Source organism: Aerococcus agrisoli, from assembly GCF_003797145.1.
GTDB classification, from domain to species: domain Bacteria; phylum Bacillota; class Bacilli; order Lactobacillales; family Aerococcaceae; genus Aerococcus; species Aerococcus agrisoli.
On the sequence record NZ_RKMG01000017.1, the window covers coordinates 1 to 18,265 of the forward strand.

The 18,265-nt window shown below is 36.7% G+C and carries 19 protein-coding genes; 14 read left to right on the forward strand and 5 right to left on the reverse strand.

Going from position 1 to position 18,265, the window contains the following annotated elements:
- Window positions 1-48 precede the first annotated feature (48 nt).
- Entirely contained in the window at window positions 49-528 is a 480-nt protein-coding gene (locus EF384_RS05965) for a GyrI-like domain-containing protein (RefSeq protein WP_123780239.1), read from the reverse strand.
- A gap of 132 nt (window positions 529-660) precedes the next feature.
- Window positions 661-1,125, reverse strand: coding sequence for a methylglyoxal synthase (gene mgsA / locus EF384_RS05970; protein ID WP_123780241.1), 465 nt, complete (start codon window positions 1,123-1,125; stop codon window positions 661-663).
- Window positions 1,126-1,315: 190 nt separating this feature from the next.
- Between mgsA and racE the strand changes: the two genes are divergently transcribed.
- The 3 genes from racE to EF384_RS05985 are packed head-to-tail and all read left to right on the forward strand — an operon-like array spanning window position 1,316 to window position 3,254.
- Window positions 1,316-2,152: a glutamate racemase gene (gene racE / locus EF384_RS05975; RefSeq protein WP_123780243.1), complete on the forward strand. Its 837-nt coding sequence runs from the start codon at window positions 1,316-1,318 to the stop codon at window positions 2,150-2,152.
- Between the two features lie 3 nt (window positions 2,153-2,155).
- Window positions 2,156-2,779: an XTP/dITP diphosphatase gene (locus tag EF384_RS05980; protein WP_123780245.1), complete on the forward strand. Its 624-nt coding sequence runs from the start codon at window positions 2,156-2,158 to the stop codon at window positions 2,777-2,779.
- Window positions 2,760-3,254, forward strand: coding sequence for a YfcE family phosphodiesterase (locus EF384_RS05985; RefSeq protein ID WP_123780247.1), 495 nt, complete (start codon window positions 2,760-2,762; stop codon window positions 3,252-3,254). Before EF384_RS05980 ends, EF384_RS05985 begins: the two co-directional genes overlap by 20 nt.
- 100 nt (window positions 3,255-3,354) lie before the next feature.
- Here EF384_RS05985 and EF384_RS05990 read toward each other — a convergent pair whose 3' ends face one another.
- Window positions 3,355-4,221: a mechanosensitive ion channel family protein gene (locus EF384_RS05990; RefSeq protein WP_233570051.1), complete on the reverse strand. Its 867-nt coding sequence runs from the start codon at window positions 4,219-4,221 to the stop codon at window positions 3,355-3,357.
- Window positions 4,222-4,439: 218 nt separating this feature from the next.
- Here EF384_RS05990 and EF384_RS05995 point away from each other — a divergent pair, with 218 nt between their 5' ends.
- From EF384_RS05995 to EF384_RS06030, 9 genes are all read left to right on the forward strand, one after another.
- Window positions 4,440-4,985, forward strand: coding sequence for a DUF948 domain-containing protein (locus EF384_RS05995; RefSeq protein WP_123780249.1), 546 nt, complete (start codon window positions 4,440-4,442; stop codon window positions 4,983-4,985).
- 27 nt (window positions 4,986-5,012) lie between these two features.
- Window positions 5,013-5,516, forward strand: a complete 504-nt coding sequence (locus EF384_RS06000; RefSeq protein ID WP_123780251.1) for a YtxH domain-containing protein — start codon at window positions 5,013-5,015, stop codon at window positions 5,514-5,516.
- Window positions 5,517-5,796: 280 nt separating this feature from the next.
- Window positions 5,797-6,795, forward strand: a complete 999-nt coding sequence (gene ccpA, locus EF384_RS06005; RefSeq protein ID WP_123780253.1) for a catabolite control protein A — start codon at window positions 5,797-5,799, stop codon at window positions 6,793-6,795.
- Window positions 6,796-6,918: 123 nt separating this feature from the next.
- Entirely contained in the window at window positions 6,919-7,152 is a 234-nt protein-coding gene (locus EF384_RS09830) for a hypothetical protein (RefSeq protein ID WP_233570052.1), read from the forward strand.
- A 21-nt stretch (window positions 7,153-7,173) separates the two neighbouring features.
- Entirely contained in the window at window positions 7,174-8,289 is a 1,116-nt protein-coding gene (locus tag EF384_RS06010; RefSeq protein WP_233570053.1) for a CapA family protein, read from the forward strand.
- 251 nt (window positions 8,290-8,540) lie between these two features.
- Window positions 8,541-8,804, forward strand: coding sequence for an ACT domain-containing protein (locus tag EF384_RS06015; RefSeq protein WP_123780255.1), 264 nt, complete (start codon window positions 8,541-8,543; stop codon window positions 8,802-8,804).
- Between the two features lie 21 nt (window positions 8,805-8,825).
- Window positions 8,826-10,184, forward strand: coding sequence for a PFL family protein (locus EF384_RS06020; RefSeq protein WP_123780257.1), 1,359 nt, complete (start codon window positions 8,826-8,828; stop codon window positions 10,182-10,184).
- Between the two features lie 242 nt (window positions 10,185-10,426).
- Window positions 10,427-11,971 (forward strand): PTS sugar transporter subunit IIABC family protein, encoded by a 1,545-nt coding sequence (locus EF384_RS06025; RefSeq protein ID WP_123780259.1) that lies wholly within the window; start codon window positions 10,427-10,429, stop codon window positions 11,969-11,971.
- A 143-nt stretch (window positions 11,972-12,114) separates the two neighbouring features.
- Window positions 12,115-12,939: an aldo/keto reductase gene (locus EF384_RS06030; protein ID WP_123780261.1), complete on the forward strand. Its 825-nt coding sequence runs from the start codon at window positions 12,115-12,117 to the stop codon at window positions 12,937-12,939.
- A 79-nt stretch (window positions 12,940-13,018) separates the two neighbouring features.
- Here the strand turns inward: EF384_RS06030 and EF384_RS06035 are convergent, their stop codons facing one another.
- Window positions 13,019-15,553 (reverse strand): transglycosylase domain-containing protein, encoded by a 2,535-nt coding sequence (locus tag EF384_RS06035; protein ID WP_123780263.1) that lies wholly within the window; start codon window positions 15,551-15,553, stop codon window positions 13,019-13,021.
- Window positions 15,554-15,787: 234 nt separating this feature from the next.
- On the opposite strand from EF384_RS06035, the gene EF384_RS06040 reads away from it, so the two are divergent.
- Window positions 15,788-16,702 carry a diacylglycerol/lipid kinase family protein gene (locus tag EF384_RS06040; RefSeq protein ID WP_123780265.1) on the forward strand — a complete coding sequence of 305 codons (915 nt, stop codon included), beginning with the start codon at window positions 15,788-15,790 and terminating at the stop codon, window positions 16,700-16,702.
- A 72-nt stretch (window positions 16,703-16,774) separates the two neighbouring features.
- Window positions 16,775-17,512 carry a YebC/PmpR family DNA-binding transcriptional regulator gene (locus EF384_RS06045; RefSeq protein ID WP_123780267.1) on the forward strand — a complete coding sequence of 246 codons (738 nt, stop codon included), beginning with the start codon at window positions 16,775-16,777 and terminating at the stop codon, window positions 17,510-17,512.
- 121 nt (window positions 17,513-17,633) lie between these two features.
- Here EF384_RS06045 and EF384_RS06050 read toward each other — a convergent pair whose 3' ends face one another.
- Window positions 17,634-18,254, reverse strand: coding sequence for a V-type ATP synthase subunit D (locus EF384_RS06050; protein WP_123780269.1), 621 nt, complete (start codon window positions 18,252-18,254; stop codon window positions 17,634-17,636).
- Window positions 18,255-18,265: the final 11 nt, after the last annotated feature.

Consider the following 18,265-nt stretch of genomic DNA (forward strand, 5'->3'; position numbering starts at 1 on the left):
TAACTTTTTGGGTCCACTATAAACATCACACGGCTTTTTTAGTATTTGTTATTGTGCTATAACTGGTAACCACATTTGACCAAGGTGTTGGTCTTCTTTGATTTCCATATGAACCACTGCATTTGGGCCACCAACATAAGCGTAGTCGGTAATTTCGTTTAAAACTTGACCAAATGCTGCATAGGTTAATAAGTCATTCAATGTTTGACGATCATCGGCTTTATCTTCAATGATTAAGTATTTACCTTCAGGGAAGTCCGTAACTTTAACTGTACCATCAATTTCATGGTCAGATTGGACGCCAACAGAATGCATCATTTTATTATCTACGGCTTCATTAATCACAAATAGGTGACCGTCAATCGATTCATCGATTAATTTTTGAACTGTGCCGTCTTCATTTACTTTTTGCCAGAAGGCAGCTTTTTGTTTGTTGATTTCTTCAAAATCTGTGTAATCAGCGACTAATTCAGTACTCACGCCTACTAGTGTAAAGGCTTCTTTGTCTTCAAAATAATGATGGGCCATATTTTTCTACACTCCTTTAAATAATGCTTTTACAAGTTTATTATCCATAAAACGAATAGGTTTTTCAATTTATAAGTGATATTATGAAAAAAGTGCAAACCGAAAAAGAAACAGGTTCAACTTAGCAAGTTTTTATTCAATTAATTTACGGCCAGCATTCCCATTTTCAATATTTTCTAAAATGTCGCGATTCATACGGCCTTGTTCATATTGGGCACGCCAATCTAAGAATCCAGCATCTAAACCGCGAATAAGAACTTCTGCAGTACCAATATTGGTTGCAAGTGGGATGTTGTATACATCACATAAACGGATTAAGGCATTCACGTCAGGTTCATGAGGCATAGCGGCCAATGGATCACGCATAAAAATAACTAAATCCATTGCATTTTCAGAGACAGCGGCACCAATTTGTTGGTCACCACCAAGTGGACCTGATTTGAAACGATGTACGTTTAAACCAGTGGCATCAATAATCCGTTGACCTGTTGTACCCGTGGCAAATAATTCATGCTCGGCTAAAATCGGTTGGTAGGCTAGTGCGAAAGTAACCATCATATCTTTCTTTGAATCATGAGCAATTAGTGCAATTTTCATTCAGAAAATCCTCCATTTCAATCAAAAAGATTACATTTTTAAACGCGATTTGCCTCAAGATGCAGATTGTTAAAATACTTTTAATAAATGCGAAATCCTGAAGTGAACCCCATTATTCTGCTATAATTGTACCATAGAACATAAATTATTCAGTTTGCATTTTCTTTGAATAATTGAGTGGGAGGGTAAAATGAATAGACCAATTGGATTTTTAGATTCAGGTGTTGGTGGGCTAACCGTTGTAAAAGAAGCCATGCGCCAATTACCTAACGAATCAATCATATATATTGGTGACAACGCTCGGTGCCCTTATGGACCGCGAAGCGTTGAAGAAATTTCGAAATTTACCAATCAAATGGTAGATTTTCTTTTAACAAAAGATATTAAACTATTAGTCATTGCGTGTAATACAGCGACTGCCGTATGTTTAGACGAAATTAAAGCTCGCGTAGAAATTCCTGTTATTGGTGTTATCCAACCAGGTGCACGTGCAGCCAATAAATATACTGAAAATGGTAAAATCGGTGTATTGGGTACTGAAGGAACAATTAAAAGTGGCATGTATGTGAAAACATTGCGTCAAAAAAATAAGACTTTAAAAATTACGTCGCTCGCTTGTCCACCATTTGTGCCTTTAGTTGAAAGCCAACAATACAATACACCACTAGCAAAAAAAGTTGTTGCTGAAGCTTTGGTAGCGCTAAAAAATAAAGGCTTAGATACAGTCGTTTTAGGTTGTACCCATTACCCATTGCTACGTGATTTAATTCAAAAAACATTGGGCAATACAGTAACTTTGATAGATTCGGGTCAAGAAACGATATCAGACGTATCCATCTTGTTGGATTATAATGATATTGCAAAATTATCGGATGATGACTCACCAACAAGGCGAAATTATTATACGACTGGATCACCTGAATTATTTAAAGAGATAGCTGATGACTGGTTGGAGGGTGACATTCACGTAGAACGTGTCACTATTAGTGAACTAGAAACCATTCAAGCGAACATGAAAAGGGGTTAACAAATGAAAGAAGTAATGATTGCAACAGCCAATTTAGGCAAAGCCAAGGAATTTAAAAGCCTGTTTGCTCAGTACGACATTGAAGTGAAAACTTTACTAGATTTCCCTGACTACCCAGAAATTCCTGAAACAGGCGAAACTTTCATTGAAAATGCGACAATTAAAGCGACAACCGCTGCGAAAGACTTAAATATTCCAGTCATTGCAGATGACTCCGGCTTATCAGTAGATGCTTTAGATGGCGCTCCTGGCGTTTATTCAGCACGTTACGCTGGACCTGAAAAAAGTGATGCCAATAATCGGAAAAAATTGTTAGCTGCATTAACTGACGTAGCTGATGACCAAAGAACTGCACGTTTCCATACCTATCTAGTGGTCGCCAACGCCGAAGGCCAAGTATTGAAATCATATCATGGTACATTAGATGGCTTCATTACACGTGAAGAACGCGGAGACAATGGTTTTGGTTATGATACTATTTTTTATGTACCGAGCGAAGACAAAACAACCGCACAAATGTCGGCTGAACAAAAAGATAGTTTAAGCCACCGCGGAAATGCACTTCGTTTATTAGCAAAAGATTTAGAAAATGGGGAGTTGAATTTACATGAAGATATTAATCGCTAGTGACAATCATGGGGATCATGAAGCTTTGTTGAATTTAATCGTACAATCGGACGACGATATCGATGTATTCATTCATTGTGGAGATTCTGAATTAGCTGAAGATGATACAATTTGGGGAATTTTCCATACTGTTCAAGGAAATATGGATTATGCCCACTTTAAAGATGCGATTTCATTGGCAACACCTGAAGGAAAAATTGTGGTTACACACGGTCATTTATATGATGCCAACCGTGGCGTTGATAAATTAGTTGATTTAGCCAAAGCAAACGATGCTGAGGTTGTCTTATATGGTCACACACATAAGATGGATGAACAAGATATTGATGGGGTTAAAGTGATTAACCCAGGCTCTATTAGCCAACCTAGAGGTAAATATTCTTATCCATCATTCGCCATTTTAGATTGGACAAATGGTCAAAAAGAAGTGACTTTCTATAATAAAGATTGGGAAGTTATTAACGAAATCGGTTAAATTAAAAGTCGACATCGTCGTTGATGAGACAATAGATTGTAAATTAAAAGCGATTGGCCTCGGCCAATCGCTTTTTTAGTATGGTGATTTTCACAAAAAACTAACCGGGTCTACGAGAATCGTAAACGGGTAGGGTCACGCCATTTTCTACAAGTGTACGTGTCAGTTTTTCATAGTAGTAAGAGCGGACAGGCATCTTATCAGCATCGTTAGTATTTAGCACAACGCGGAAGAATAGACGGCCAAAACTGTCTCGTTGGTAACCCCAAATATTTGGTTGCCCCATTACGCGTTCGTCGGCCACTGTTGCTTCTAAACTATGTTGAATTAATTGCTCGATGTGTTTCAAGTCAGTATTTGGATCAACATATAGGTCGATGTATACATGTTTGGTTGTATTCGATGAGTTGGTTACGTTCGTAATATTGCGATTTGGGATGTAGTGACGAGAACCGTCATCTCCACTAAGAACGGTCGTACGAATGCCTGTTGAGATAATCGTTCCTGATAAACCAGCGATTGTAACATAATCACCAACACCAAATTGATGTTCTAATAAGATAAAGAAGCCATTCACGACATCTGTAATAAATCCTTGTGCACCCAGACCTAAGGCAAGTGAAGCAACCCCGGCACCAGCGATTAGTGTCGCAACGGGTACGCCAATAATTGCTAATATTGAGTAACCTAATAGGAAGAAGTAGGTATATTGCACGACGTTTTCAACTAATTTGTGAATCGTTTTGTTACGTTTTAGTGATCCTGTTTCACGGTTTTCAATACGTTTGGCATCTCGTTCAAAATAGAGGTCAACAATACGGTCGACAATTTTCTTGATTAACCAAAATACGACGATGGTCATGACTAATTCCACCATTACCGATACAATATCCGAAATGATGCCTGCATAATCAATGGATTCTACATAGGTTTGCCACCATTGTTTCAAATAAATCATCCTTTCCATTTATAGCCTTCCTTTTCATAGTATCTAAGACTTTTGGACTTGTAAAGTTATTTGCAAGTCCGTCACTAAATGATTTTACTAGGTAAATGTGTTTTTTTCATGATAAATATACGTGATTATTTTTGTAAAGCCTTTGCATGGTATGGTAAAATACTTTTATAGTTATATTATATTTCCAGGTTCGTATAATGTGGAAATGAAAAAGGAGTGATTTGTACATGACAGGAGGCCAAATTGCAGGCTTAATCGCAGCGATTGCATTTGCAGCTTTAGTCGTCTACATTATCTTGTTCTTACGTGAATTGACAAAAACCATGAAAGAAGTTACGGGGATTGTGAATGAAGCGAATGAATCAGTTAAGGTAGTAACGAAAGATGTGGATGCACTTTCAATTGAGGTTCAAGGGTTACTAAATAAATCCAATGTACTTTTGGATGATGTAAATGGAAAAGTAGCTCAAGTAGATCCATTGTTTAAGGCAATTGGAGATATTGGTGTAACTGTTTCAGATGTCAATGATTCAACACGTAATCTTGTATTAAATATTACCAATACGGCGCAAACCAAAGTGGATGATATTAAAGGCAAGATGACAGAAACACCTGAAGCTAGCGAAGAAGCTACTGCAACAGTGAAGGTAGCGAATGTATCAGGCCAACCAACTGTTTCTGGAATACAAAAGGTAGGTAAATCTGCCAAAGCTTTATACAAAAAACATCAAGTGCGCAAAGCACAAGAAAATTCTACAACTAAACCATACTAAAATTGAATTAGAAAGAGGGAATTCTACATGTCAAGAAATACTGGATCATTCTTATTAGGCGCTATTATCGGTGGTACTGCAGGTGCTGTTGCAGCTTTATTATTTGCACCTAAATCTGGTCGTGAACTACGCGATGATTTAAACCAACAAGCAAATGTTATTCGTGACACTGCCTTAGATTATGCGGATATCGTTTCTGAAAAAGGAAATGCAGTTTACCAAACAGCTACTGAAGCAGCACAAGATATCCGTGTCAACTTATCTGAATCTGCTGAAGCGTTAAAAAATCAATTAAACGAAGCAACACAAGAAGCGAGCAAACAATACCAAACAGCTCGCGAAGAAGTTGCAAATGCTTATACAGCAGCCAAAGATACAACTACAGCAGCTACTGAAATTGCTAAAGAAGAAGTAAAAGCTGGTGCTGAAGAAGCGAAAGTTGTTACAGAAGTAGCAAAAGAAGATAGCCAACCAATCAAAGAAGATGTTGATGCTGTGAAAGAACAAGTACAAGAAGTAAAAGAAAAATAATGTTTACTTTCAAGTAAAGTAAATTTCGAGACCTATAAACAAGCCTATAAATAGGGGCGTTTATAGGTCTTTTTGTATATAAAAATGAAAACAATGCAATATTTTCATAAAATTGATGAAAACTACTTGTCTATTTTTGCAAATACTGATAGAATATGAAAATGTGTATGAAAGCAAACGGGATATAGAAGAAAACGTTTGCAAGAACGCGTTTTTAATGCTATATTTGGCATTGTAAATATGAAAACAAAACGTAAAATATGAAAAAGGGAGCTTAACTATGGATAAACAAACTGTCACTATCTACGATGTAGCGCGTGAAGCGCAAGTTTCAATGGCTACAGTATCACGTGTGGTTAATGGGAATACAAATGTAAAACCATCTACACGAGCAAAAGTATTAGAAGTTATTAAACGATTAGACTACCGTCCAAACGCAGTAGCACGAGGGTTGGCAAGTAAGAAAACAACAACTGTTGGGGTGCTATTACCAGATATTACGAACAACTTCTTTAACTCATTAGCATTAGGTATTGATGACATTGCTTCAATGTATAAATACAACATTATCTTAGATAATGCGGATAATAAAAAAGAATCACAAGTATTATCAAATATCTTGGCTAAACAAGTAGATGGTGTCATCTACATGGGTCACCAATTATCTGATTCGGTACGTGAAGAAATTAATCGTACAAACACACCTTTCGTATTAGCTGGTTTAAATGATACGAAAAATGAAATTCCATCTGTAAATATCGACTATACGCAAGCCTTCTACGAAGTAGTTATAGGTTTATTAGAACAAGGTTACCAACACATTGGTTTCTTAGCTGCAAAACCTTATTTCACTAATAATACTGACCGTTACAACGGTTACGTAAAAGCTTTAGAAGAAGCAGGTAAATCAGTAGATCAAGATTTATTATTTGAAACAGCAGACTCTCGCTTCAAAAATGGTGAAGAAATTGCTAGCCACATTAAAGATTCTAAGGCGGATGCTTTAGTTGTTGTTGGTGATGAATTAGCTGTTAAAGTAACGAACTTCATGGTGGATAATGGCGTAAAAGTGCCAGAAGAATTTGCGATTGTTACATCAAACAATACAGCATTAACTGAAATTGTACGTCCGTCATTAACTTCTATCGAACCACCATTGTATGATATTGGTGCCGTTTCAATGCGTATTTTAACGAAATTAATGCATAAAGAAGAAGACGTAGAAAATCACGTTACTTTACCACATAAATTTGTGTTGAGAGATTCTACTAAACACTAAGATGATTTGTAAGATCAGGCAGAGATGTCTGATCTTTTTTTATATTGTACTTTTCAATCGAAAACTTCTTATTGTTGTTTGAAAACACTTCCATTATGATTACTGTGTAAGGGAGGGGGAATCATGAAACAAGTTAAAGGTGGATACAAAATCCTTATTGCTATTATGGTGATATTTGTGGTTTGTTTAAGTGGTATAGGATTAGCGTTTCAAGCAAAAATGAACGGCGACGATGCTGCCGAGTCAAGTTCACTTGCTAGCCAAGAAAGTGCATCAATGAGTGTTTCTACAAACAAAATTGAGACCCCAGCCTTCTTATCTGATTTGCTTCAAAAAGAATATGCGGCTTTATGGTAAGGGCAAGAGGGTACAGTTGTTTTGCGGTCTGTAGGGGATATATTAATTCATTCGGAAGTTGCTGAGATGGCGAATACATCGAGCAATTTCTTTCTAGATTCGGCAAGTAATTTGAGTGCTATTGCTGCTTTAAATGAGCAAAACCAAATTAACGCAGGAAGTGATGTTGGCAACATAGATCTCGGTGTCGATGAATATAATTTTGACCCCATGATTGCTCGAATTGCGCCGTATACTTCATATGCTGACATTACGGTAGCTAATTTAGAAATTCCTGCTGCCTACCCAACTTTACCAATTTCAACATATCCTAATTTCAATATGCCATCGTCAATTTTGGGGTCCTTGCGCCGTGCCGGTATTGATGCTGTATCTTTTGCGACAAATCATACCTTAGATCAATTTGCGGAGGGTGCTTATACTACCATGGATTATTTAGATCAAGCAGGAATAATGTATTATGGCGCTTATGCCAGTCAAGATGACAAGAATTCGCCGCGTATATTAGATACGAATGGGATAAAGCTTGGCTTTTTAGCATATACATATGGCACCAATGGTATGATGCCGCCTGAGGATGAACCGTGGGTAGTGAATTATGCTTATTTACAAGATATGCTTGATGATGTTGAAGCATTAAAAGACCAAGTGGATGCTGTTGTTGTATCACTTCATTTAGGAACAGAATATGGTACTTTACCAGACGGTGAACAAATTGCGATTACCCAAGCTTTGGCTGATGCAGGCGTGAAATTAATTATTGGCGGGCATCCGCATGATGTACAACCGGTAAATTGGCTGAATGATGGTGACACATATGTGATGTATTCTCAAGCGAGTTTTATGACAGGACAGGTGGAAGATGCGAATAAAGTTGCGGGGATTCATGAGGTAACTTTTGAACGGGATGCGAATGGTGAAGTAAACGTGGTAGATCCGAAGTTTATGCCAACTTATTTTGCGGGAACATATAATCAGGTAATGTATGAAAGCCAACCACTAGCAATGTATAAAGATAACGGGGATGGTTTAGCAAGTTGGTTTAGTGATTTGAAGACCCGGATGCATACATATACGGATGAATTTACCTATGCCGATTACTTGGAAACAGCATGGACAGAGCAAGTTGTTGAATAATTTCATTCGAATAAATGCAATGATTGTTTGAAATGTTTCAAAATAACCCTGTATTTACATTGATTTCGTGAAATTTTTAGCTTAGCATTTAGTTTTCAAGAGATTTCGATTATAATAGGATGAGATTATTATTGGTATGAACAGTTATTTTTTACAGTAAATTATTTACACAATAAAATCAAAAAATATTCTGAAGAAAATAAGCATTGCGTGTTTTTTAAGGGTATAAAAATTAAGGATGGTATATACATATGCAAGCAGTAATTACAGTAATTGGAAAAGATAAAGTAGGTATTTTAGCAACAGCGGCAACTGAATGTGCAAAAGTTGGGGCAAATATCGTAGATGTAGACCAATCAATTTTACAAGATTTCTTCACAATGGTGATGATCGTGAACATCGATGGCTTAACAGTTGAGTTTGAAGCATTCAAACAACAAATGAAAGATTCGCTTGTTGACATGGAAGTTTATGTCATGCACGAAGATATCTTCAACGCAATGCATAAAATTTAAGGTCAATTAAGGAGAAAACATATGTTAGAAATGCAAAATATCATTGAAACAGTTTCAATGATCAAAGACAACAATTTAGATATTCGTACGATTACAATGGGTATTTCCTTAATTGATTGTGCCGATTCTGATATCGACAAATCATGTCAAAAAGTCTATGACAAGATTTATAATGCTGCGAAAAATTTAGTTGCAACAGGTGAAGCAATTGAAGAAAAATATGGTATTCCAATCGTTAACAAACGTATTGCTGTAACACCAATTTCACAATTACTTGCTGCTTCAGGTGGTGACCCATTGAAGTATGCGCATACGCTTGATCGTGTAGCTGAAGATATCGGTGTTAACTACATTGGTGGTTATTCTGCTTTAGTGCATAAAGGTTTCTCTGCTGGAGATATGGCTTTAATTGAGTCAATTCCTCAAGCGATGGCTGAAACAAATCATGTATGTTCATCAGTAAATATTGGTTCTACACGAGCTGGTATCAACATGGATGCAGTTAAAATCATGGGTCAAGTAGTTCGTAAAGCTGCTGAATTAACACAAGATAATGAATGTATGGGTGCTTCTAAAATTGTTGTATTCTGTAACGCAGTTGAAGATAATCCATTCATGGCTGGTGCTTTCCATGGCCAAGGTGAACCTGACTTAGTAATCAACGTGGGTGTTTCTGGACCTGGTGTTGTACGTAACGCGCTTGCTGCATTACCTAAAGATGCATCACTTGAAGTAGTTGCTGATACAATTAAACAAACTGCATTCAAGGTCACTCGTATGGGCCAATTAGTGGGTACTGAAGCGTCTAAGATGTTAGGTGTACCATTCGGTATCGTTGACCTTTCATTAGCACCTACACCTGCTGTAGGGGACTCAGTGGCACATATCCTTGAAGAGATTGGTTTAGACCAAGTTGGTGCACACGGTTCTGTTGCTACATTAGCAATGTTAAATGATGCTGTTAAAAAAGGTGGTATCATGGCTTCATCTCACGTTGGTGGATTATCAGGTGCATTTATTCCTGTTACCGAAGATGCTGGTATGATTGCTGCTGCAGCGAATGGTACGTTGAACCTTGAAACATTAATGTCTATGACAGCTGTTTGTTCAGTTGGTCTAGATATGATTGTTATCCCTGGGGACACAACACCAGAAATCATTTCTGCAATTATCGCGGATGAAGCAGCAATTGGTATGATTAACTCTAAAACGACTGCTGTACGTGTGATTCCTGCAATCGGTCGTTCAGATGATGAATCATTGAACTTTGGTGGTTTATTCGGAGAAGGTACTGTAATGCAAGTGAACCGTACTTCACCAAATGTTTTCATCAACCGTGGTGGTCGTATTCCTGCGCCAATCCAATCATTGAAAAACTAATATTCAAACGATTAAGATGTTTAAATTTTTATAGATGTATGAAAAGTTGGATCCAGTAATGGATCCAACTTTTTTGTTTTACAAAAAGCTATGCTTGGAAGAGTAATTTTAGAAATTATATTTAATAGCATGAAAATATTTTCAAAAATATATTGGCATTTCTGGAAATTAAGATATACTAAATTTGTAAGTATAATATTAAAGTTTAATTATAAATAGGTGAGAACCATAAGGAGGGTATTATGAAGAAAGTAGCGTTATTAGGAAGTAGTGGTGGAAATTTATTTAATTTAGGTGGCAAATACCCTCATAAATTAATCTCTGAAATAATTATTCAATTAAATGCTGCTGAAATTGAAGTTAGTGATTTGATTTTTATCGGGACTGACACTTCAATGGATAAAATAACAGATGATACAATGGCTCAGATTTACACTTTGAATAATGGAACCATTGTAAATTCTAATTTAGATAAATTAAATATCATAAATGACAAGGCAATTGAATTGGATAAAGCGTTAGCATCAAAAATTGTTGCACAAGAATTAGATGGCATTATTTATGTAAGTGCTGATCCAGAAGGTATTAATGATGCATCTGTGAAAGCAGCTGTAGAGGTAGGTATTCCTGTAACTGGTACAGGGGGTACTGCAATGGGTAAAATTCAGGCTAGTGGAGTCAGAGTTATTGCAATGTCTGGAACAACCGGGACTACTAACAGAACAAGAGCTATATCCGTCGCTTCAGCTTTTGCCAAAGAGTTTAACCTAAAATATTCTCCCGTAATAGGAAAAATTGATTCTGGAAAGGATCAAAGTAATATTTTTAAACGTATTAATATACGAGGGATTATGATGTCATCGTTACCGGGATTTATTGCTATGGCATTGATATTAGCAATTAGTAAAATACCTGCATTTTCGGGTTTGAGTACTGTATTTGATTTATTGATTGCAGCATTACCTGTTATTGTTGCTACAATTGCTGCTTACCAAATTTCAGGTTTGGAGGAAGTTGGTATTGTTTCCGGAATTATTGCTGGTGCTTTGTCTGTAGATGGTGGAATTATAGGTGGAATTTTGGCAGGTATAATTGCCGGTATCTTAGCGATTTATCTGATAAAAATTTCATTTAGATGGAATGTTCCTGGTACAACGGCTAATATTATTGCGGGTGGTATTTCAGGGTTAATTGCTGGATTACTTGTATATTTCTTGTTAGCACCAATAGCAGTAACAATTGGAGATGGCATTAGAAATGTGATTCAAGCCGCATTAGACTTCAATTCAATTCTAGCTGGAATAGTTGCAGGTGCATTAATTTGGCCAGCAATTATGGGTGGCATATACCATGCTGCAATTTTACCTATCGTATTATTGGAAATGGAAGCAAATGGCATGAGTTTCTTAGGTGCAATTGATATGGTTGCTTTGGTAATGGTATCTGCAGGAATTACATTAGGCAATATTTTATTCCCAATAAATCAAGAGGATAGAGCAATTGCATTACCAGGATTTTTGATTAATGTCATCTTCGGGACTTTTGTGGAGGCTGCTTATCCATTTATGCTTTCTAGTAAAATCGTATTTTGGGGTGCTATTGTTTCAGGTGCTATAGGTGGTGCAATTGTTGGTTTCTTTAATGTACAGGGTACAGCATATGTTCCTGCAATTGTAGCACCTGCCTTATCAAATGAAGGTGTGGGTATGTTAATAGCTATGGTTACTAGTTTGATTATTGGCGTAATAGTTGTCTATTTCGCTAATAAAGGAAAAAAGATAGATTAGTTAAATCATTAGAAATCGAGTAATAAAATAGGAAAACCCTTAACATATCTATTTGTTAAGGGTTTTCATTTTGTGTACAAATTTAGCTGATTTATAATGGAAAGACAGTGAAAGCTGTAAATCAATTTATAAGGGGTCATAACATGAATTTATTAAATAAAACCTTAACCTTAAACAACGGGGTAGAAATCCCGCAAATCGCTTTAGGAACTTGGCAAACACCAACAGCTAATGCTGTTACATCGGTGAAATTTGCTTTAGAGAATGGCTACAAACACATTGATGGTGCAGTTGGTTATGAAAATGCTAAAGGTATCGGTGTTGGTGTTAAAGCTTCAGGCTTAAAACGCGAAGATGTATTTATCACAAGTAAGGTTCGTGGTGACTCTAAAACTTATGAAAAAGTAATGGATGATTTTCATCAAGAATTAATTGATCTTGACACTGATTATATTGATTTGATTTTAGTGCACTGTCCTACACCTTGGCGTTTCTTCTCCAGAGATGAAAAACGCTGGAATTTCTTTGAAGAAAATCTACAAGTTTGGCGTGCTTTGGAAGAAATCTATGAAAAAGGATTAGTTCGTGCAATTGGGGTATCTAACTTCAACGTAGCGGATATTCAAAACTTACTAGATAACACAAAAATTAAACCAGCAGTAAACCAAATCAAATACCATATTGGTGATACACAAGATGAAATCGTTGCATTTTGTGAAGCTAACGACATTATTATTGAAGCATACTCTTCATTAGGTACTGGTCGTTTACTTGGTAACGAAGATATTAAAGCAATCGCTGATAAATACGGTGTATCTGTTCCGCAATTATGCTACCGTTACCCATTACAAAAAGGCCACATCATTTTACCTAAATCTGTCCATGAAGAATATATCATCGCTAATGCTGAATTAGACTTTGAAATTTCGGCAGAAGATATGGCTATTTTAGACGCCATGGAAATCTAATAATAAACATATTAAGCATACAAAAAACCACTTAGGATCAATTCCTAAGTGGTTTTCTTGTTGTGAGGTAGGGTTAATATTAACCATCTTCCTCGATATTTGTTTCGGCTAATTCTTGTCGACGTGCTTCAGTTTCAGCTAAACGTAGGCGGTAGGCTTGTAATACACCTTGAACCGTTGTATTCACTGAAGAATTTGTTTTAGAACGGTAAGTTTCTAGTACTGACACATATTCATCTACTTTACCATCAATTGCGAAGTCGAAGTGTGCTTCAGCAGGTTCCATCGCAGCAGTAAATAACTCGGTGTTAGTAGCTGCAGTTGAAGGGATAGTATAAGTAGTGCCATAAGGTCCGCTAAAGCTACCAGCCTTGGTTCCTGTGGCTGTAACGACAGTTTCTTCGTGGACACTGTCAGGTTGCTCGTGAATTTCACCAGAACCCATGGTATTTGGATAATAGTAATCCAAGCGGTTACCTAATGTCGTCCAGTATCTTAAGGAACGTTGTGCAGGTGTTCCGTAAACTGCATTTTCATCTTGGCTATATAAGTCACGTTCTTGCGTTGTATTATCGTATCCAATCCATGATGTAAGGGTAACAGTTGGTGTTGAACCATTAGCCCATAAATCTCTAAAGTTTTCAGTCGTCCCAGTTTTCATAATCCAATCTAAATCGGCATCCATTTGGGCTTTATAAATCGCCATAGATCCAGCAGAAGTTGCATCACGTAAAACGTCGGCAATAACATAAGCGACATCTTCATCAAAGACACGCTCTTTATGTGCTTGATGTTGGTAAACAACATTACCATTCGAATCAGTAATTGTCTCAACTAGGTAAGGTTCAACATAGACACCACCATTTGCGAAAGTGGCAAAAGCTGCAGCATTTTCCAATACTGTTGGCCCAGTTGAAGTACCACCTAGCGAAAGAGCGATATGGCCAAATTCATCTGACGCGATCGCATCTTGTAAGCCCATTTTGTAAGCATATGATTGAATATCGACACCTTGTTTTAACATCTCGTTGTATAGATACAAAGTAGGGTTATTCATTGAGTTTGAAAGGGCATAACGTGCTGTTACAAACCCATTTGATAGTGACGTACCAAAGTTTGTTGGTTCATAGATAGTACCATCAGCTTGTTCCACACGCATGTAAGTATCAGCAAGCATGGTATTTGGTCCAGCAATTTGTTCTTGCAAGGCTGGTCCATATGTCAAAATAGGTTTCATTGATGAACCCGGTTGACGACGGACACTAAGCGCATGGTCAACTTGACTCATATCGAAGTCGATACCACCGACAAATCCTAAAATTTGACCAGTATCATTGTCTAATAAGACGGTACCATTTTGAACTGGTTCGACAACTTCAACAGTTTCACCTGTTGCTTCGTCAGTCGTTTCAGAGTAATAAGTTGTACCAAATGAAGCTGCGTATTCTTGAACAGTCGTATTCATTGTTTCGTAGATTTCTGGATCAACAGTTGCTTTGATGGTTAAACCACCATTACGCATTTGACTGTCTGCTTCAGCGTAATATTGATTGTATAAGTCAACATTAGCATCTACGTCAGCCATCGTTAAACCATCAGCTTCAACCATTTGTTCCATCAATATTTCAATTGTTTGTAATTCAACAGCTTGATAAATATAAGAATTGCGTTCTTCAGGCACATCTTCAGTTGAAGCAGGTGAAATGAAATCTTGTGTAATATCATAATTGATTGCTGTTTGGTATTCTTCTTCAGTAATCATGTTCGTTAAACGCATACGTTGTAACACTTCATGACTACGAGTAACACCATCAGTTAAATAATCAGATTCTTTTAACTCACCTGATTGAAGGAAAGGTGTGTAAGTATAAGGATTTTGTGGAATCCCAACTAGGAATGCTGCTTGAGCAAGGGTAACATCTTTGGCAGAAACACCAAAAATACCTTGTGCTGCAGTTTCAATACCCGCAATATTTTCACCTTTATTATTACGACCATATGGAGATTCATTCAGATAACCTTGTAAAATCTGTTCTTTTGAATAGTGATTTTCCAATCGAAGCGCTAATAAAATTTCTTTCGCTTTACGATCGAATGAAACTTCATTTGTTAATAATTTTTGCTTGATCAACTGTTGTGTAATCGTAGATCCACCAGATGAACCACCAACACCTAAAAATGTCGATGTTGCTGCACGAATGATAGCAGATGGCACAACACCTTCGTGCTCGAAGAAGTTCTCATCTTCCGTTGCAACTAAACCATTCACAATATATGGACTCACATTGTCCAATGTAGTATTTACCCGAACAAGGTCAGCACGGATACTAGAGATTTCAGAACCATCGCTATATTGCATGGTTGAAATTTCACCCGCATTGGATACGGCACTCGCCAACTCAGTATCAGTTGGAATAGGCATATCTTCTACCAAACCAAGGAAATATCCAGAGCCAAGACCAAGAACTAAACTTCCACCAAGTACAGCCGTCACAATTACCACTAGGGCTAATTTAGACAGGACTTTGAAGAAGACATTCAGATAATACACAGTTCTATCCTTAGTCGTCATATTTTCCCCACGAACTTTCTTTTCTTCTATATTTTTTTTCAACGGCCACACACATTTCTATAGCATATTTCTTGTAAAAATAGCAAGATTTGATTCTTATTATATCAAAACTAAGACATTCGTGCTATGAGATTTGAGTCATGTAAAGACAATGTAAAAAAACTAGGGTTTTTCATTGAAGATACAAAGAATTTTTATAACTTTTAGTCAAAAATAGCTATCTGTAGTTGAATTTAGTAGAATAAGAGTAGAAAAATACTCAAGGAGGTCATCAAAATGACAAAAGTGATGTTAGTCATCAATCCATCTTCCGGAAAAGGAAGCGGTAAAGAAATTCAAGAAGACTTAGAAGAAGCATTAGGGAAATCATATGACGAAGTAGAAACACGTATGACTGAAGGTGCGGGCGATGCTAAGAACTGGGCTAAAGAAGCTGCTGATGACCAATACGATGGTGTTGTCGTTGTAGGTGGTGATGGTACCGTTAATGAGGGTATTACTGGACTGGCTGAGGCAGAGAATAAAATCCCATTTGGTTTTATTCCATTAGGTACTGCTAATGATTTAGCACGTGCATTAGGGATTAATCTTGATCCTAAAATTGCAGCGAAAGAATTAGCAGACTTTACAACACGTAAAATTGATATTGCGAAAATTAATGACGCTTATTTCTGTAATGTTGCTGCTATTGGTGCAATTCCATCAGCAGTTATGGAAACATCAAGTGAAGAAAAATCAAAATTTGGCTTTTTCGCATATGTACGTGATTCAATGCGTGCACTTTTTAAAGACAAAGAACATACATATGAATTGGTGTTCGACAATGATGAATTAATTGAAATCTCAACGAAAGTGATTATTGTTGCCTTAACCAATAGTGTTGGGTCAGTTGAAAATATGATTCAAGATGCGACACCAGATGATGGTCTTTTACATGTCATGGCTTTAAAAGAAGAAAACCTTTTAACTGAATTACCTAATTTAATCCATGAATTAAATGGTGGTTATATTTCTGAAGCAAATAACATGGTTACGTATAACGTAAAACATGTATCTATTAGCGTTAAAGATGACGACGAAGCAGAAGTAAAAGCCAATATCGACGGGGAAGTTGGACCTGCTTTACCGATTGATATTGAAGTATTACCATCATTTTTAGATGTAATGGTGCCAAATCATAAAACAGAATAGCCTAAATTGCCAATATATCAATATTTTGGTATACTGTTTTAGGTGAAATTAACATGAAAGAAGGAATTTGTCGTGTCAGGACATAATAAATGGAGCAAGATCAAAAATAAAAAAGGTGCAACCGATGCAAAACGTGCCAAAGTATTTCAAAAATTATCTCGTGAAATCTATGTAGCAACAAAAGCTGGTGGACCAGATCCAGAAGCCAACCCTTCATTACGTTTAGTTATGGATAAAGCAAAAGCTGCAAACATGCCTAACGATAACGTAAACCGTGCTATCGAAAAAGGTTCAAGTAACAATGCAGGTGAAAACTATGATGAAATCACTTACGAAGGTTACGGCCCAGGTGGTATCGCAATCTTAGTTGAAACATTGACTGATAACACAAACCGTACTTTAACTAATGTACGTACAATTTTTAACAAAAATGGTGGATCATTAGCTGAAACAGGTGCTGTATCTTACATGTTCGAACGTCAAGGTTACATTGCAATCGAACGTGAAGGTTTAGATATCGATGAAGACGAAATGCTAATGAATGTAATTGAAGCTGGTGGGGAAGATATGACTACTTCTGATGAAGTATTTGAAATCACAACTGAAGCTTCAGAATTCACATCTGTTCGTGATAACCTAGAAGAACAAGGATTTAAATTAGCTCAAGCTGAAATCACTATGGCTGCAAATGTCATGGTTGAATTAGCAGAAGATAAAGTAAGCCAATTAGAAAATCTAATCGACTTACTTGAAGATGATGATGACGTTCAAAACGTACATTACAACACTGAATTACCAGATGCTGAATAAATAGCATTAGGATAATAAAAAAGACGAGTTCGGGAGTTTTACTCTTGAGCTCGTCTTTTTGTATATTTTGAAGTAAAGAAAACGGTCTGAGATTGAGCTCTCAGACCGTTGATATTAGTGATTATTTACTATTTAAAATACGTTTAACCACTTTCAAGCGGGTAAATTCTTCACGTTCTTTTTCTTCAAGTGCAGAAGAAATTGATTTATTCGCATCTTCCAATTGTGGAATCGTCACATTTTGAAGGGCATTTACACGTTTTTGTGTTTTTTGCATGTTATTCGCTAGACGATAAGCAGCATTTTCAACTTCAGCAATTTGAATTAATAATTCTTTCACCTTGCGAAATGCTAAACGTGCTTCATCGGTAGCAACGGTATTGTCATAGAATGAATATGCAGGTTTCATGGCTCTTGCTGTGTATGATACTTCAGGTACTTCAGACCCCATAACACTACGTACACGTAATTTGACGCCATCATCTGGGTCAACATTGGTAGCAGCTTCATGCGTACTTAACATACCATTTTCATAAGCGGCAATGGCTAGTTTTTGATAAGCGATTGCGTAGGCTTCTTTTAAATCATCTTGAAGACCGGATGCTCTACTTAATAGGGTAACCAATTCATTCATTAAGATAATACGTTTACGGTCCATTAATTGATAACCGTTACGAGAAAGAGCTAATGTTTTTTTGATTTGCATCAAGTTCCCTTTAGTAGGGGTATTATTAATATCCATTAAGAGTCACC

Coding starts and splice junctions, on each gene's coding strand:
- EF384_RS06050 (WP_123780269.1), bottom strand. CDS start 18,254: ATGGATATTAATAATACCCCTACTAAAGGGAACTTGATGCAAATCAAA.
- mgsA (WP_123780241.1), bottom strand. CDS start 1,125: ATGAAAATTGCACTAATTGCTCATGATTCAAAGAAAGATATGATGGTT.
- EF384_RS06030 (WP_123780261.1), top strand. CDS start 12,115: ATGAATTTATTAAATAAAACCTTAACCTTAAACAACGGGGTAGAAATC.
- EF384_RS05985 (WP_123780247.1), top strand. CDS start 2,760: ATGAAGATATTAATCGCTAGTGACAATCATGGGGATCATGAAGCTTTG.
- EF384_RS05965 (WP_123780239.1), bottom strand. CDS start 528: ATGGCCCATCATTATTTTGAAGACAAAGAAGCCTTTACACTAGTAGGC.
- EF384_RS05990 (WP_233570051.1), bottom strand. CDS start 4,221: ATGGAAAGGATGATTTATTTGAAACAATGGTGGCAAACCTATGTAGAA.
- EF384_RS06025 (WP_123780259.1), top strand. CDS start 10,427: ATGAAGAAAGTAGCGTTATTAGGAAGTAGTGGTGGAAATTTATTTAAT.
- EF384_RS06020 (WP_123780257.1), top strand. CDS start 8,826: ATGTTAGAAATGCAAAATATCATTGAAACAGTTTCAATGATCAAAGAC.
- EF384_RS05980 (WP_123780245.1), top strand. CDS start 2,156: ATGAAAGAAGTAATGATTGCAACAGCCAATTTAGGCAAAGCCAAGGAA.
- EF384_RS06015 (WP_123780255.1), top strand. CDS start 8,541: ATGCAAGCAGTAATTACAGTAATTGGAAAAGATAAAGTAGGTATTTTA.
- EF384_RS06000 (WP_123780251.1), top strand. CDS start 5,013: ATGTCAAGAAATACTGGATCATTCTTATTAGGCGCTATTATCGGTGGT.
- racE (WP_123780243.1), top strand. CDS start 1,316: ATGAATAGACCAATTGGATTTTTAGATTCAGGTGTTGGTGGGCTAACC.
- EF384_RS06040 (WP_123780265.1), top strand. CDS start 15,788: ATGACAAAAGTGATGTTAGTCATCAATCCATCTTCCGGAAAAGGAAGC.
- EF384_RS05995 (WP_123780249.1), top strand. CDS start 4,440: ATGACAGGAGGCCAAATTGCAGGCTTAATCGCAGCGATTGCATTTGCA.
- ccpA (WP_123780253.1), top strand. CDS start 5,797: ATGGATAAACAAACTGTCACTATCTACGATGTAGCGCGTGAAGCGCAA.
- EF384_RS09830 (WP_233570052.1), top strand. CDS start 6,919: ATGAAACAAGTTAAAGGTGGATACAAAATCCTTATTGCTATTATGGTG.